Below are 16,108 nucleotides of genomic sequence, written 5' to 3' on the forward strand. Positions count from 1 at the left end.
GTTTTATTACCATTTTATAATGATTTAAATCAGACATCCTGTTTGAGCTGGTTTAATGGCTTTAGGTTGTTGGATAGATAAGCCTTCAAGTAGCCAACGAAGCTCCTGACTCGTTAATTTTTTGACTTCTTCTTGGTTTCGTGGCCATTGAAGGTTACCCTTCTCAATCCGTTTATATAATAAGATAAAACCGTCTTTATCCCAATAAAGGGCTTTGAATCGATCTTTTTTTCGTCCACAAAATAGGAAAAGGGCATCGTTAAATAAATCAAGATTATACTTGTTCGTAATGATACCTGCTAGTCCATCAATGCCACAGCGCATATCGGTGTGACCGCAAACGATAAATATGTTTTGAACATTCGAGAAATTAACGAGCATATTTAGACATCTCCGCTAAAACGGCATGTAAGATATGTTTATCAACTCCGTTATAAAACGTCGCTTCAGCACCGTTTATTTTGAAGTAACATGAAGGGATATCGGTATAGCGCTGATCAGATGAAGGTTGATTCAACTGAACAGGAACAATGATCGGATTTTCTTTCATAAAAAAATTGACCTCCTTTTCTTTGATAGCTTCATTTTAGCTCAAAGTTGGAGGTCAAAATAGACAGGTTTATATTACCCGCTTACAAAAAATTCCCGGGAAATAATTCTCCGGGAATTTTTTTATGGGGACATCTTTGTAACGATGCTCATATACTCATTTTTGAATTTGTGATATGGATTCGACAGAGATGAGAGATATTGACAAAAATCGTCATATTTATCAATTACAAGATCGACTAACGATTGATCAATCTTTGATTGAGCTGCTAATTCAGATAATATATTAATAATTTTATCCTTTGGGAAGCTTTCTTTATAACTTCTAGCGGCCATTAATGCTCCCATAATATCAGCAACAATAATAATTCTAGCTGGAATAGATAGTTGGTCTTTTTTTAAACCAAAAGGATAGCCTGTCCCATCTAATTTTTCATGATGATAAGAGGCATATTCTTGAACCTCTTGGATTCCTAAATTTTCCAAAATCTCGTACGTAATAGTAACGTGTTCTCGCATAATCTCCATTTCTTCATTAGTTAACTTTCCTGGTTTCTCGAGAATATTAATTGGTGTAGAAATATTTCCAATATCATGAAGCATTGCTGCTAATGAAATTTTTTGAACCATACTATGATTATAATTCATCTTTTGGGCTAAAAAATTTGAAATAGCTGATACCATAATCGTATGTAAGACCGTACACTCACTACGTAAATCAATCGTATAACTAATCATAGATAAATATTTAATGGCATTTTCGGGTGATTGAATTGACTTAGCAAAAAAATTACGAAGCAATTGTTTAAAATAACCTGTTTGAATATTGTCTATTAAGTTTTCCTTTCGATTAATTTCGTGAAATTCTGAAATGAATTGACTATCGATTTCTGTATTTAGTGAGAGAAAGAAATCTTCAATTTGCCAGCTATAATTAAAGAAAATACTCATTCGATCGATAAAATAAAGAAGGGATGTTTCAGGTTTATATGGAGATTCGTAGCTCTCGTAATCTGAATGATGATATAAAATTATATCAGATAAATGCGAGATGGGGGAAAAATGTTTAATGAATAATGCTCCATAAATAGCATGATCATATGAAGGTGAATCAATATTTAGAAATTTATCAAAATCTTTGGTTTTATAAGAACCAATGTCATGAAGTAAAGCAATGGTAACTAGATCATATAATTCTTTTTTAGAATAAGTCCCTCTATTATCTAGTAATCGCCAATATAAATAGGCTACTTGAGACGGGTGATCATCTATTCTAGCATCTAGGTAGGAAAAACATTTTTGACAGATTAACATAATATTTTCAAGTGTAATTTGATTCATAACTATACCTCATAGTGTTTTTCTTATATATTAATACGAAACGAATGAGATATGTTGATGATAAATCCAATTATTGTAATAAAAGTATCTGTTTTTTGTTATTACAATAATTTAATGTGTTGTCAATAAAGAAAAGTGTCATCACTTTATAAGAAATTATATTAGAGGAAGAATTGTCATCTTTTTAGGTAAATTGAATGAATCAAGAATCTGCTCCAAGATAGATATTCCTTGCACAATCTGTTCTTCACTACAGGCAGCAAAACTTAAACGAATATACTGTTCGGTTGAAGTGTCTTGACTAGCGTTGAAAATAGAGCCTGGCATAATTAATAAAGATTGCCTTTGACAGGCTTTACAAAAATCTTTTGATTGAATATAAGAAGGTAATTTGATCCAAAAATGTAAGCCACCATTTGGTTCTAAAAAACTAATCCCATATTTTTTTAATGAATTTAAACCGTTTAACATAAGTGTATATTTTCTTTTGTAAATTGCTTTCATTTGTTCAATGTGTTGATCCCAATCTCCCTCGCGTAAATATAAATCAACAGTTCTCTGAATTAAACCAGATGATGAAATGTCGGTATGATGTTTAGCATTCATAATCAATGTGGATAATTGAGGTGGAACTGCGATAAACCCAATTCGAAGGCCGGGCATCATGAGTTTAGAAAAGCTTTTAATATAAACTACTCGATGATAAGTATCAAGTGATATAAAGTTGGGTTTAGCTATAGATGAATCATAGCAGATTTCAGCCATTGAATCATCTTCAACAATATAGAAATCATATTGTTCAGCTAGTTTAATAATTCGTCTAAGCTTTTCTTCAGAGTAGGAAATAGTCGATGGATTTTGAAACTTACTCATCAGGTAGAGTAATTTAGGATGATGTGTTTGAAGAAGGTGTTCAAGTTCTTCAAGATTTAATCCATCCTGTTCAAGAGAGACTTCTTTGATTAGAACACCTCGTGATTTAAAAGCAGCAAGGGCTCCTGTATAGGTTGGATTTTCAACGATAATAGTATCACCAGCATTTAATAACACTTTCCCGATGATATCAATTCCTTGTTGCGCTCCAGATACAATCTGAATATATTCAGGAGCAATATTAATCATATGATGGCGTTTCATGTAATGACTTAAGCTTTCTCGTAATGGTTCATATCCATTACTTTCATGATACCCAAAGGCATAACCTTGATCACGATCTAAAACAATATTTAAATAATTTTTAAAAGCAGTAATAGGGAAGATACTTGGATCTGGGGTGGCGCTTGCAAAGTTAATTTCATTTGCACGTAAATGAATCTGTTGCTGAGTCATTTGTTTCATTGGTATATCTAGAACATGAGTTGAAGTTTTGGGTGCTTTTTCAATGATGAAGTAGCCACTTCCCTTTTTAGCCTGAACTAGACCGTTCGTTTCTAACTGTTTATAGGCAGAGACGATCGTAACTGTATTAACGCCTAAGTGAGAAGCCAGTTTTCTAATTGAAGGGAGTGGAGTATTAGCAACTAGTTGTTTTTGATGAATCATTTGAGTTATTTGATTAGCTAATTGCATATACATTGGATTAGCATTATTTTTATCTAAGTGTATCGGTACAGGGAACATTGTTATCATTCCTTTTTATTTTATATTGACACTAATAGGATAAAATTGGTATAAATTAAGTGAACTATCTAACGTTATTCGAAATTGTTTCGATACAGTTATTATAGGAGATAGTAAACATAATGTAAAGGGGTTTGAAAAATGAATGATCGTTATCAATTAAATAAAAACTTGGCTCAGATGTTAAAGGGTGGAGTTATCATGGATGTTGTAAATGTTGAAGAAGCAAAAATTGCTGAGGCAGCAGGAGCAGTGGCTGTTATGGCTTTAGAACGAGTTCCATCTGATATTCGTAAACAAGGTGGAGTTGCACGAATGTCAGATCCTAAAATGATTCGTGAAATTCAGGAAGCAGTTAGTATTCCTGTTATGGCGAAAGTACGTATTGGCCATTTGGTTGAGGCGCAAATTTTAGAAGCGTTAGAAATTGACTATATTGATGAAAGTGAAGTTTTAACACCAGCAGATGATGAATTCCATATTGATAAAACTGAATTCGATGTTCCATTTGTTTGTGGAGCTAAAAACTTAGGAGAAGCATTACGACGTATTGGGGAAGGTGCGTCAATGATTCGTACAAAAGGTGAGGCTGGAACAGGAAATGTTGTTGAAGCGGTTCGTCATATGCGTACAATGAATAAAGAAATTCGTGAAATTCAAGCAGCTAGTAAGCAAGAATTAATGACTATTGCTAAAAATATGGGGACACCATATGATTTAGTTTGCTACGTTCATGAACATGGAAAGTTACCAGTTGTAAACTTTGCAGCGGGAGGAATCGCGACACCTGCCGATGCAGCATTAATGATGCAATTAGGATGTGACGGTGTCTTTGTAGGGTCTGGGATTTTTAAATCTGATAATCCACAAAAACGTGCAGAGGCAATTGTGAAAGCAACAACCTACTATAATGATCCTAAAGTGATTGCAGAGGTTTCAGAAGGTTTAGGAGAAGCAATGAGTGGAATTGATGTTCGTCAATTACCAGAACATGAGCAATATGCAAAACGAGGATGGTAAGATGATAAAGGTAGGAGTATTAGCAATTCAAGGGGCTGTTGCTGAGCATCTCGAGTTATTAAATCAAATCCCAGATGTATGTGCTCAGGAAGTTAAATACCTTGATGAACTTAATGAAATCGATGGCTTAATTATTCCAGGTGGAGAAAGTACGGCTATTGGACGGTTATTAAGAGATTTTAACTTATTACAACCATTAAAGGAGCGAATACTAAATGGAATGCCTGTGTGGGGAACATGTGCGGGAATGATTTTATTGGCTAAATCTTTAGAAAATGACCCGACCGTTCATCTTGGAGTCATGGATATTACTGTTGAGCGAAACGCGTATGGAAGACAATTAGGAAGCTTTACAACAGAAGTTGAGATAGAAAAGATTTCTTCGAATAAAATCCCTTTAGTTTTTATTCGAGCGCCATATGTTACTCAGGTAAAATCTGATGTTGACATTTTATTAGAAGTCAATGATCATATTGTAGCTTGTCAACAAAAGCAAATGTTAGCAACTTCATTTCATCCAGAGTTAACAAAAGATACAAGTTTTCATCGCTATTTTATAAATATGATTAAGCAAAAAGCCTAGAGAAATAATCTTTAGGCTTTTTTAGATTGGAGAATAGATTTGAAAGATAACTAAATACTAATAATATCTATAAAGAAAGTAAGTGACAAATATGAGACAATTTGTTGGGAAGCTTGCGTTTTGTTTAGTTTTTATTTTTTTAATGATATTAGCTATTTTAGAACATGAAGCGATTCAACCGGTTATGAGTCAGGCTGTTTCAGAATTTCCTTCAATCCAGTATATTTCTCAAAAAGAGGCTGAACAGTTAATTACTAAGACAAAAGGGATTGTCATTATTGATGTTAGAAATAATACGGAATACATTCAATCTCATTTAGAAAATGCAGTTAATATTCCAATGCGAGAACTTAATGAGCACCTTCCTGAATTGGAAAAGTATAAAGATAAACCTATTGTTATTTATTGTGATAAAGGTTATCGTAGTAAAACTGTAGCCATTCAATTAGAAGCTTTAGGCTTTAAAAGGTTATATGTTATAGAGGATGGTATTGGATAAAAGTATCTCTTTGTTTAAAGAAGGGATTGAAGAGGTAATTCTTATCGAATTTAAAAGACTAAAAAAACCTGAGAAAATAGGCCACTTTGGTGTTTTTTACTCAGGTTTTTTTATGTTTTTATGATTTTTAAGATGAAAACTTAATGGTATACTCTTTGGCATCATCCTCTATGTAAGAGGTGCTTTTTTTAGGTTTTAACTTTTTAAATAAAATAAGAAAATAACCCTAACAAAATTTGAAGTTATTAATATATTATACTGTAAGCTCAAAGGAAAAGGAAAGGAGGCGGTGAAATGGAAAGATGGAATTCTTATAATGTAGAAAATAATGTGAACGAAATCAAAACATTTGATCCTTCCGTTCAAACATTTGAGCCTACTCAGAATGAATTACTAGAAGTCAAACATTCTGACTCTATAAGATGTGACATTCCAGTTATCGTAACAAGAGTTGAACATCATTATTACTATCATCAGTATATTTACAAACCAATCAAACAAAGAGAGGTACATTATTATCATCATGGTCAACGGCAAATGAAAAATCTTTGTCAGAAAGGTCAATTTATTGATGAGCAATAATCGCAGAAAATATATTATTGACATTAAAGGAGACATAAATTATGAAACAATATGGTTATTCACGTTGCATGGATAAAGAAGAAAAATGGTATCCAGAAGAAAAAGAAGATAGATACTTCGAAAAAGACGATGACTACTTCGATAAAAAAGAAAAATGTTTTGATAAAAAAGAAAAATGCTTTGACAAAGAAGATGACTACTTCGAAGAAGAAAAATGTCAATGCAAAAAACAACGTCGTGAAAAAGAATGCGAACGCAAAGAAAGATGCAAAGTTGTTGTTGAACCGACTGTTTATTGCAAAGAAGAAAAATCTTTCCGTCATTGTGTAAAACACATTGTACCAGTTGTTTGCAAAGAAGTTGAAAATCATCATTTTGATCATGAATATGTAATTGAGAAAAAAGTTATTAAAGAAAAAAATCGTTATGATCATGGTCGTCGCAATGAAGACTGGTGTAAACTTGCTGGATGTGGCCGTGAACGTGAACGCGAATACGATCGTAAAGACGATTGTGATTGCGAATAATCTGCTCTCTTATTCAATTTAAGACTGGACCGACTCGGTTCAGTCTTTTCTTTTGTTTAATTAAAAAGTCATTCATTTGGTTTGATTAATATATAAGCAAGGATCAATTTTTTCCATTTTGAAAAATTGGTTGGTTTTATTGTGAGACTGTGTAAATTTTTTAATTCTGATGTGGTAAATGGAAGCTATTCATCTGTTTCTATATAGATAGTATTAAATTTATCTTCCTAATAAAAAAAGCAAATGGAATCCCCATTTGCTAGATAACATATAGATAAATGCAAAGGAAATGATAGAGACTACCGAGCAAGATGAAAATATGAAAAATCTCGTGGAAACCTAAATGCTTAAAAGTAAGACATTTTGGTTTAATGGCATAGATGATTCCGCCAATCGTATATAGAACGCCTCCAATAATTAAGAGGAATAGGCCAGGACCACTTAATGAAGTAAGCAGCGGCTTAAATACAAATACAGCTAGCCATCCCATAACAATATAGATAGATGTGGATAGTGTACGAGGACAATTAAACCAAGCAAGCTTGAAAATAATCCCACAAATCGCAATTAAAGTGACAATACTGAATAGAATCCATCCTGATTTCCCATTCAATGCAATTAAGCAAAAAGGAGTATATGAACCAGCAATTAAAACAAAGATCATACTGTGGTCAAGCCTTTGTAAAAAGTTAATGACTGTATCTGAAGAGATGACCATATGATAAGTAGCTGATGTTGCATAAAGTAAAATCATACTAACCCCAAAAATGGTAACCGCGATTAATCCAATAACGGTTGGATTATCCAATGCGACCTTAACAATCATCGCAATTAAGGCGATCAAAGATAAAATAGCTCCTGCTAAATGGGTCAATCCATTAATTGGCTCCCTAATGAAATTGTTCATAACTAATCCTCCAAACTGTATTATATAGTATTTCAAACTAGATAATGAGATATTAAAATTATATGCCTAACTTAAAGGGGTGTCAACAATCTTTCGTATGAAATATTTAAAGAGAAGTAATTGATTTATTAATTGTTCATTTCATAATCTCATAGGCAAAAGAATGACCGATGAAAAGGGAAATATTAATCATAATTTTTACAAAGAATCAAAGTATTATAAGCAAAAAATGTGAATACATTTATTTGGAAAAATAGTACCGTTTTTAGCGAAAGTCCTGTGATTTATAAGTGGAGAATAAAAGGATAATTTGATAAAATGGGGGAGTAGGGTAGACTTTTAGACATAATACCTAATAGGTAGGAGTGGAGGATTCTATGGCCGTAACAAAGGAAACTTATCAAGCATATTTTACAATTTTAAAAGAAGAATTAGTTCCTGCTTTAGGTTGTACAGAGCCGATTGCAATTGCTTATGCCAGTGCAAAAGCAAGAGAAATTTTAGGTGATTTCCCAGAGCAGATTATTATTGAATGTAGTGGGAATATAATTAAAAATGCTAGATCAGTTGTCGTACCAAATACCGGAAACTTAACAGGGATTGAAGCAAGTGCCATTACCGGCGCAGTTGCTGGAGATTCATCAAAAGGATTAGAAGTTATTGAAAATGTTAATGAAGAACAAATTAAACAAGTTGCATCACTATTAGAAGCTAAGTTATGTAAAGTTAAATTAATTGAAAATGATGCAAATTTACATATTATTGTAAAGATGATAAACGGCGATCAGTCGTCATTAGTTGAGTTAATTCATACGCATACTAATATTAGTCGTTTAGAGAAAAATGGAGAAGTCTTACTAGAAAAATCTTTTAATAAAGAAGATTTTAATTCTGCCTTAGCTGACCGTTCCGTTTTAAATATTGCAGATATTTTAGAATTTGCGCAAACCGTTGATTTAACAGACTTAAAGGATATGTTAGAACAACAAATTAACTATAATTTAGCGATTGCTGAAGAAGGATTAAAAAATGAATATGGTGTCAATGTGGGGCAAATGATTTTAGATTGCTACGGTGATGACGTCAAATCTAAAATGAAAGCTTATGCGGCAGCGGGATCAGATGCTCGTATGTGTGGATGTAGTTTACCAGTTATGACGACATCAGGAAGTGGAAATCAAGGAATGACAGCTTCCTTACCAACAATCATTTATGCTAAGGATAAAGGATTAACAGAGGATGAGATGTATCGTGCATTAATTTTAGCGAGTTTAGTAACCATTCATCAAAAAACATTTATTGGTCGTTTATCCGCCTATTGTGGCGCTGTAAGTGCAGCTTGTGGAAGTGGCGCGGCTTTAACATACATGAAAGGTGGAACACTTGAACAAATCGAAAATACGATTACAAATACATTAGCGAATATCGCAGGAATTGTTTGTGATGGGGCTAAGGCTTCATGCGCAGCTAAAATTGCCTCAAGTTTAGATGCTGCAATTATGGGCCATTATTTAGCAATGCGTGGGGTTGCTTTTGATGAGAAATGTGGAATGGTTCAATCAACAATTGAACAAACCATTGAAGCATATGGACGTTTAGGACGAGAAGGAATGAAACAAACGGATATTGAAGTATTAAATATCATGCTAGAAAAATAAATAAGAAAAGGACACTAAATAATAAGTTTAGTGTCCTTTTGTTCTATTTAAGTAAAAAAGTCATATGATTATTGTAAGGACATATAGGAGGGGGACATATAATGTTAAATGCCTTATTACCTTATATCGGGTGGATTGTGCTAGCAGCTGTAGCTATCATTATTTTATTGATGTTGTGGAAAAAGGCACCACAGGATAAAGCGATTGTTGTCACTGGATTAAAGCGTCGTGTGATTAGTGGGAGTGGAGGAATTGTCATTCCTTATCTTGAACAAACGTCACGTATTTCTTTAGAAAATATTAAGGTAGAAGTTAAAACACATGAATCATTAGATAGTAATGGGGTTCCAATTGATACAGATGGGGTCGCTATTATTAAAGTCAATTCGGATCCTAAAAGTGTTTTATTAGCCGTAGAGCAGTTTAACACGGGTCGTGAAAAAGAAACGATTAATGTCATTAAAGAAACGGTACAAGATGTATTAGAGGGAAAACTACGTGAAATTGTCTCTAAAATGACGATTGAGGAAATTTATAAAGATCGCGAAATGTTTGCAAATGAAGTGGAGAATGTTGCCAAGGCTGATCTCGATAAGATGGGGCTTGAGATTAAAACATTTACAATCCGTGACATTGATGATACCAAAGGATATTTAACAGCATTAGGAGCAAAACAAATTGCTGAAGTGAAGAAAAATGCAGCGATTGCTGAAGCAGAGGCTGAACGAGATCGTATGCAAAAAACATCAGAAGCAAAACGACTAGGGACTGAGGCACAATTAAAAGCTGAAACTGAGATTGCATTAGCAAAAAAAGAAAAAGAATTACGTGTCCAAGCTTATAAAGAAGAGGAGCAAAAAGCCCAAGCGAAAGCTGATTATGCTTATGAAGTGGAACAAAATATTGTGAAAAAGAGCGTCATTGAAGCATTAAAAAATACACAGTTATTTGAAGAGCAACGTCAAACGGAAATCGCGATGCAACAAGCAATCAAACAAGAAAAAGAACTTGAAGCAACTGTTAAAAAAGTTGCAGAGGCTCAAAAATATAAAGAACAACAAGAAGCGGATGCACAACGTTATGCTATCATCAAAAATGCAGAAGCGGAGGCAGAATCAATTCGAATTAAAGGTGCTGCTGAAGCAGAAGCGACTCGTGTAAAAGGTCAGGCACTTGCGGAAGCGATGAAAGCAGAGGCAGAGGCCATGCGTGAAAAAGCTGAAGCTTATAAACAATATGGAGAAGCAGCAATTGTACAGATGATTGTTGAGAAGTTACCTGATATTGCAAAAAATATCGCAGATCCATTATCGCAAACTGAGAAGATGGTCATCATTGATAATGGTGGGGGGCACGGAGCAGCCAAAGTGACTCAAAATGTAACTAAGATGATCTCAGAAGTTCCAGAGGTGGTAGAATCTTTAACAGGAATTAATTTAATTGATTTAATTTCTTCTTTACAAAAACCATCGACTAATGAAGATCAGATTGAAGAAAATAATCTGAACTAAAAGGAGCTAATATAGCTCCCTTTTTATGATGCAATGTCGATAGAACGATATCAAACGATATTTTTATCGAAATTCGCTCTGAATAATTGTCTGATTATTGGATAATTTGAACGATTTAAACAGAATTGTGATATACTAAAATTATATAAAATATATATGGGATAGGGTTATTAATTCATGGAGCGTATGAAGTTGAAGAAAAAAATGATTAAATTTGGATCTCTTTTGGGATTGTTTATTATTACAATTGGAATAAGTCTAAGTAAGAACATGACGATTTCTGGACAAAGTCGTCAAGATTCAGTCGGAAAACAATTATACTCACAATCGTTCTATCAAACGAATCAGGCAGCAACTGTAGCACACTTAGATCAACTGGCTAAAGAAAAGCTTTTAGAAGAAGAACGTTTAGCCGAGGAAAAACGACAAGAGGAACGACTAGCACAACAACAGGCTAAGTTAGACTTGGAAAGTTCGTTTTATGAAAATGTTATAACAGTCTCAAATGGAGATTCAAAACTCGTATTAGTGAATAAAAATTATGCATTAGATTCAAGTTATGCTCCAAGTGACTTAGTGCTCCCAAATGTTTTGGCACTTGGGCATGAACAAAATAAAACTATTTATTTACGTGAAGAAGCATCACAACATCTTGAACAATTATTCAGTGCAGCAGAACAAGAAGCGGGATTAATCTTTTTAGCACGAAGTGGTTATCGTTCATACGAAACACAAGTTTCATTATATCAACGATATGTTGATCAAAATGGGCAAGAAGCTGCGGATCGTTTTAGTGCAAGAGCAGGTCATAGCGAGCATCAAACAGGTTTAGCGATTGATGTGACAGCTGATAGTGTCAATGGACAATTAACAACGGAATTTGGTAAAACAGCTGAGGGAATTTGGCTAAAAGACAATGCACATCGATTTGGCTATATTATTCGCTATTTAGAAGGGCGAGAATCTGAAACTGGATATCAGTATGAACCTTGGCATATTCGTTATGTTGGTGTTGAAGCTGCAACGGAAATTTATGAAAATAATTGGATTTTAGAACAATACTTAAATAAATAAAAGAGCTATTTTTTCATAGCTCTTTTATTTATGATTATTTAACTTCTGTATTACCCATTACTTTTGATGTATTATCTAGCTTAAGACTATCTTTAGCTTGTTGTGTTTTGAAGTAGATATTTCCATCAACTAATTCAAAGTTATTATATTCCACGTAAACATCTCCTTTGAATGTTTCACCTTTGATGCGAGAGCCATCTTGTTTGAATGTAGCTTTAGTTAGGAGGCGTTAAAGTGTAAGAAGTAGTTTTAACATGATTTTCATCTTGGTTATATAAAGCCAGTAGACGTGGAACCACTTCATCACCTTTTTTAAATGCACCTTCAAAGACTAATTCACGATCAGTTTTTAAATCTTTAGTAATGATAACAATCCAGCTTTCTTTTACTACTTTATCAAGAGACTGATTAGTCATATTAGTATTTTTATGACTACAAGTACTAACTAAAGCTATTAATGTCAAAAGTGTTAGAATAGTTATTTTCTTTTTCATAACATAACTTTCCTATCATAAAGATGTTTACTTTATTAATTTAAACGTTAGTTATGAATTTATGAAGAATAAATAAAAAAACGTCTACCTTTCGTAGACGTTTTTAAGATGGAACAGATAATTAAGCTTTGTTAATTGATCCGAATAATTCCATTTTTTCTTTAACTGTAGCTTTGATCGCTTCGAATCCTGGGTTTAATAATTTACGAGGGTCGAATCCTTTACCTTCTAAATCTTTTCCAGCTTCGATGTATTTACGAGTAGCTTCTTGGAATGCTAATTGGCATTCAGTGTTAACGTTGATTTTAGCAACACCTAAAGAGATTGCTTTTTTGATCATTTCTTCTGGGATTCCTGTTCCACCGTGTAATACTAATGGAGTATTTCCAGTTGAAGCGTTGATTGCTTCTAAAGCATCGAATGCTAATCCAGCCCAGTTTTCTGGGTATTTACCGTGGATATTTCCGATACCAGCAGCTAACATAGTTACTCCTAAGTCAGCGATTTGTTTACATTCAGCTGGGTCAGCAACTTCACCTTTACCAACTACACCGTCTTCTTCTCCACCGATTGATCCAACTTCAGCTTCTAAAGATAATCCTTTTTCAGCAGTTAATTTAACCATTTCAGTTGTTTTAGCGATGTTCTCTTCGATTGCATAGTGAGAACCATCGAACATGATTGAAGAGAATCCAGCTGCCATAGCGTCTAAAGCACCTTGGTAGCTTCCGTGGTCTAAGTGTAATGCAACAGGAACAGTGATGTTTAATTCTTTCATCATTCCGTTAACCATACCTACGATTGTTTCGTAACCGCACATATATTTTGCAGCACCTTCAGAAACACCTAAGATAACTGGTGAGTTGTTTTCTTGAGCAGTTAATAAGATAGCTTTAGTCCACTCTAAGTTGTTGATGTTGAATTGACCAACAGCGTATTTACCTTCATAGGCTTTTTGTAACATATCTTTAGCAGAAACTAACATGTTGTTACCTCCATTGTATTATTAAATTATTGGATTGAGAACTCTGCAAATTCTTGCTTAGTCTTCTCTTCCTCACAGTAATTATAACGGAATTTGTGAAAAAAATAAATAAAAATGTTTCATTTTCCAATTGACGAATGAAGAGAAACAATTGTCTTAAAGTCATATATTTCAGATTATTTAAATGAAAAGGCTGCCATTTGGTAGCCTTTTTGATAGGGAATTTAATTCTTACCCTGAAGTTTAACAAGACGTCTTTCAATGTAAAGTTTTAGTAAGGCGACAATCGGAACTGCTAAAATCATCCCAAAAGCACCTAAGTAATTTCCTCCAATTAAAATCGCCATGAAAATCCATACTGGCGCTAGTCCGACGCTTTCCCCAAGAATTTTAGGTTGTACAAAGTTTCCATCAATCTGTTGGTAGATAATTAATAACAGAGCACCTAAAAGTCCCAGCTTAACACTTGTAAATAATCCTAAGATGAAGGCTAAAACAGCACCAATAATAGGACCAATATACGGAATCACGTTTGTAATACCAGCGATGAATCCAATTAATAAAGCAAATGGATGCCCAATAATTAAAAGAAGAATCGTTGAAGCAATACCAACAATCAGAGCATCTAATAGTTGACCTAAAATAAAGCCGCCAAATATTTCATGGACATCCTTCAGAAATCTCTTTATTTTAAGTTTGGTATTGATTGAAAGAGTCACAGTTGCAATTTTATCAATGGCGATAAAAATGGACTCCTTATCTTTTAGAAAATAAAAAGTTAAGATGAGTGTCGCAAAAAGATTAATAAAAAAGGTAGCAACATTTGTGACCATCCCTGTTCCTGAGGCAAAAATTTTAGTTAAAAATCCACTCAAAAAGCCCGTAATATAAGTCGTTAATTGATGAATTTGATTCTCTGTAATATGAATCAATTTAAAGTAAGGTGCTAACTTTGAAAGCCATTCTGTTAAAATTGTTTGAAAATTTGGAATATCTTCTCCAATAGTCAGGAGATTTTGGAATAATGGTGGTACGATAGATTTTATCAATAAAGTAATTGTTCCAAATACTACAATGACAAGGATAAGAAGGCTGATTAAGCGATAGGTCTTAGATGATAAGCTAACCTTTGTCCATCTATCCCATAGTTTTTTAAAGTAATGTTCGATAAATAATAGGGGACGATATAAAATATAAGAAATAATAAAGGCGTATATAATTGGAGAAATGACAGCTAAAAAATTAAAAAATAAATTTTTAAAAAATAGAAAGATATCGACTGAATGACGGGAGACTTGATAAACGAACAGTAAAAGGACTCCAATCATTAGCGTAATTAGACCTATATTAAGATATTTTTTATTGATTTTTAATTTATCGAACATTCAAAGGGTCACTCCTTAAACACTTGAGTATCGCTTAAACTCCTTTCTAATTAGATAGAAAGAAATGATGGCAATTATTAAATCAGTAATAGGTTGTGCTAACCAGACCCCATTTAACCCTATAAATTTGGGTAAAATTAAAATTAGTGGAATTAGTAAGATAATCTGTCTAAGAATAACAAGCCAAATCGAAAGTTTAGATTGTCCAATTGCTTGAAAGAAGTTTGGTGCGGTTGTTGTTAACGCACAAAGAGGCAGACTAAATAAGTAAAGTTTAAGTCCCTCAGATGTAGAGGGTAGCAGTGAGTCATCTGAATTAAAGAAACGAATTAAAATATCTGGAATCAGTTGAATTAAAATAAATCCAATCGTAAAAATAACAGTCGCTGCTAAAGTTCCTTGAATAAATGTTAATTTTACACGATCATAACGTTTCTGACCGTAGTTATAACCGATAATAGGAACTGACCCTTGATTAATTCCAACAGCAGGCATTAGCGCTAAATTTGTAATCGTTGTTACCGTCGTAAACGCACCGATAGATAAAGGTGTACCGTAATAGGCTAATGAACGATTAAATAAAACTTGAATTAAAGCTGTTATTAACTGAACAAGAGAAGTAGATAACCCAAATAGTAAGATAGGCTTGATAAGTGATAATTCAGGTTTTAAGTAAGCCCATTTTAACTTTAAATTTGACTTTCCAATACTATAGTAGTAAAAGACATAAATAAAAACAGCAAGATAGGAGAGGACGGTAGCAATAGCAGCCCCCTTAATTCCTAATCCTAGCCCAAAGATAAAGATAGGATCTAGAACAATGTTAATGACACAACTCATTATTAGAATGAGAGCTGCTCTTTTTGGGTTACCTTCTGATCGAATCGTAGCCATTAAAGAAAAACCAATAATATAGAATGGGATTCCGAGAATTATCACATTTAAATATTCTGATGCTAGTGGTAAGATGATTTTATTTGCTCCAAAGAGTTCTAGAAGTGGTGTTTTAAAGATAAAGAAGATAATCATGAGAAGTAAACTTATCATTACTCCAAGACCAGGGACTTGATTTAATATTTTTTCTGCCATTAGTTGATTTTTCTCTCCTAGTTTAATTGAAAGATTAGCAATGGCTCCATAAGTAATTAAAAGCTCACAAGCTAAAATAATCGTAATAAATGGCATCACTGTTCCGAGGCTGGTTAAAGCGAGTGATCCAATATTAGGAATGTGACCAATGAAAACACGATCAACCGTATTGTAGAGTGAAACAGTCATCATGCTGACGATGGCTGGGATACAATATTTTAGTAATAATTTGTGAATAGGGGATGTTTGTAATGAATCGTTCAAAATTAACACTCCTTGTTTAG

17 protein-coding genes are annotated in these 16,108 nt (G+C 33.4%); 8 read left to right on the plus strand and 9 right to left on the minus strand.

The features are described from left to right. Positions 1-24 precede the first annotated feature (24 nt). The 4 genes from tnpB to pdxR all read right to left on the minus strand — a co-directional run bounded on the left by tnpB (position 25) and on the right by pdxR (position 3,510). Entirely contained in the window at positions 25-381 is a 357-nt protein-coding gene (tnpB, locus tag J0J69_RS10740; protein WP_256637871.1) for an IS66 family insertion sequence element accessory protein TnpB, read from the minus strand. Next, positions 371-550, minus strand: coding sequence for a hypothetical protein (locus J0J69_RS10745; RefSeq protein ID WP_212723809.1), 180 nt, complete (start codon positions 548-550; stop codon positions 371-373). The genes tnpB and J0J69_RS10745 overlap by 11 nt, the downstream gene beginning before the upstream one ends. A gap of 122 nt (positions 551-672) precedes the next feature. Further along, complete coding sequence (locus J0J69_RS10750; protein WP_212725944.1) at positions 673-1,890, minus strand: HD domain-containing phosphohydrolase; 1,218 nt, start codon at positions 1,888-1,890, stop codon at positions 673-675. A gap of 156 nt (positions 1,891-2,046) precedes the next feature. Then, on the minus strand, positions 2,047-3,510 hold the full coding sequence (gene pdxR, locus J0J69_RS10755) for a MocR-like pyridoxine biosynthesis transcription factor PdxR (RefSeq protein ID WP_212725943.1): 1,464 nt from the start codon (positions 3,508-3,510) through the stop codon (positions 2,047-2,049). A 141-nt stretch (positions 3,511-3,651) separates the two neighbouring features. Here pdxR and pdxS point away from each other — a divergent pair, with 141 nt between their 5' ends. The 5 genes from pdxS to J0J69_RS10780 all read left to right on the plus strand — a co-directional run bounded on the left by pdxS (position 3,652) and on the right by J0J69_RS10780 (position 6,721). Then, entirely contained in the window at positions 3,652-4,530 is an 879-nt protein-coding gene (gene pdxS, locus J0J69_RS10760; RefSeq protein ID WP_055304856.1) for a pyridoxal 5'-phosphate synthase lyase subunit PdxS, read from the plus strand. A 1-nt stretch (position 4,531) separates the two neighbouring features. After that, on the plus strand, positions 4,532-5,113 hold the full coding sequence (gene pdxT, locus J0J69_RS10765; protein WP_055304857.1) for a pyridoxal 5'-phosphate synthase glutaminase subunit PdxT: 582 nt from the start codon (positions 4,532-4,534) through the stop codon (positions 5,111-5,113). A gap of 91 nt (positions 5,114-5,204) precedes the next feature. After that, complete coding sequence (locus tag J0J69_RS10770; RefSeq protein ID WP_055304859.1) at positions 5,205-5,612, plus strand: rhodanese-like domain-containing protein; 408 nt, start codon at positions 5,205-5,207, stop codon at positions 5,610-5,612. Positions 5,613-5,906: 294 nt separating this feature from the next. After that, on the plus strand, positions 5,907-6,194 hold the full coding sequence (locus tag J0J69_RS10775; RefSeq protein WP_055241907.1) for a hypothetical protein: 288 nt from the start codon (positions 5,907-5,909) through the stop codon (positions 6,192-6,194). Between the two features lie 41 nt (positions 6,195-6,235). Continuing rightward, a complete protein-coding gene (locus J0J69_RS10780) occupies positions 6,236-6,721 on the plus strand; it encodes a hypothetical protein (RefSeq protein ID WP_212725942.1) in 486 nt (161 codons plus the stop codon). A 259-nt stretch (positions 6,722-6,980) separates the two neighbouring features. Here J0J69_RS10780 and trhA read toward each other — a convergent pair whose 3' ends face one another. After that, positions 6,981-7,628, minus strand: coding sequence for a PAQR family membrane homeostasis protein TrhA (gene trhA, locus J0J69_RS10785; protein WP_055241902.1), 648 nt, complete (start codon positions 7,626-7,628; stop codon positions 6,981-6,983). A gap of 377 nt (positions 7,629-8,005) precedes the next feature. Here trhA and J0J69_RS10790 point away from each other — a divergent pair, with 377 nt between their 5' ends. The 3 genes from J0J69_RS10790 (at position 8,006) to J0J69_RS10800 (ending at position 11,871) form a co-directional block, all read left to right on the plus strand. Further along, complete coding sequence (locus J0J69_RS10790) at positions 8,006-9,286, plus strand: L-cysteine desulfidase family protein (RefSeq protein ID WP_055241900.1); 1,281 nt, start codon at positions 8,006-8,008, stop codon at positions 9,284-9,286. A 101-nt stretch (positions 9,287-9,387) separates the two neighbouring features. Beyond that, positions 9,388-10,797 (plus strand): flotillin family protein, encoded by a 1,410-nt coding sequence (locus tag J0J69_RS10795; protein WP_055241898.1) that lies wholly within the window; start codon positions 9,388-9,390, stop codon positions 10,795-10,797. Between the two features lie 177 nt (positions 10,798-10,974). Then, on the plus strand, positions 10,975-11,871 hold the full coding sequence (locus J0J69_RS10800; RefSeq protein ID WP_237252633.1) for a M15 family metallopeptidase: 897 nt from the start codon (positions 10,975-10,977) through the stop codon (positions 11,869-11,871). A gap of 215 nt (positions 11,872-12,086) precedes the next feature. On the opposite strand, the gene J0J69_RS10805 is transcribed toward J0J69_RS10800, so the two are convergent. From J0J69_RS10805 to J0J69_RS10820, 4 genes are all read right to left on the minus strand, one after another. Beyond that, positions 12,087-12,365 carry a hypothetical protein gene (locus tag J0J69_RS10805; RefSeq protein ID WP_237252631.1) on the minus strand — a complete coding sequence of 93 codons (279 nt, stop codon included), beginning with the start codon at positions 12,363-12,365 and terminating at the stop codon, positions 12,087-12,089. A gap of 121 nt (positions 12,366-12,486) precedes the next feature. After that, complete coding sequence (gene fba, locus J0J69_RS10810) at positions 12,487-13,350, minus strand: class II fructose-1,6-bisphosphate aldolase (protein ID WP_055241894.1); 864 nt, start codon at positions 13,348-13,350, stop codon at positions 12,487-12,489. A 224-nt stretch (positions 13,351-13,574) separates the two neighbouring features. Next, complete coding sequence (locus J0J69_RS10815) at positions 13,575-14,735, minus strand: AI-2E family transporter (RefSeq protein WP_212725192.1); 1,161 nt, start codon at positions 14,733-14,735, stop codon at positions 13,575-13,577. Between the two features lie 15 nt (positions 14,736-14,750). After that, complete coding sequence (locus J0J69_RS10820; protein ID WP_256637872.1) at positions 14,751-16,097, minus strand: MATE family efflux transporter; 1,347 nt, start codon at positions 16,095-16,097, stop codon at positions 14,751-14,753. Positions 16,098-16,108: the final 11 nt, after the last annotated feature.

It is taken from the genome of Turicibacter bilis, assembly GCF_024499055.1.
In the GTDB taxonomy this organism is placed as follows: Bacteria; Bacillota_I; Bacilli_A; order MOL361; family Turicibacteraceae; genus Turicibacter; species Turicibacter bilis.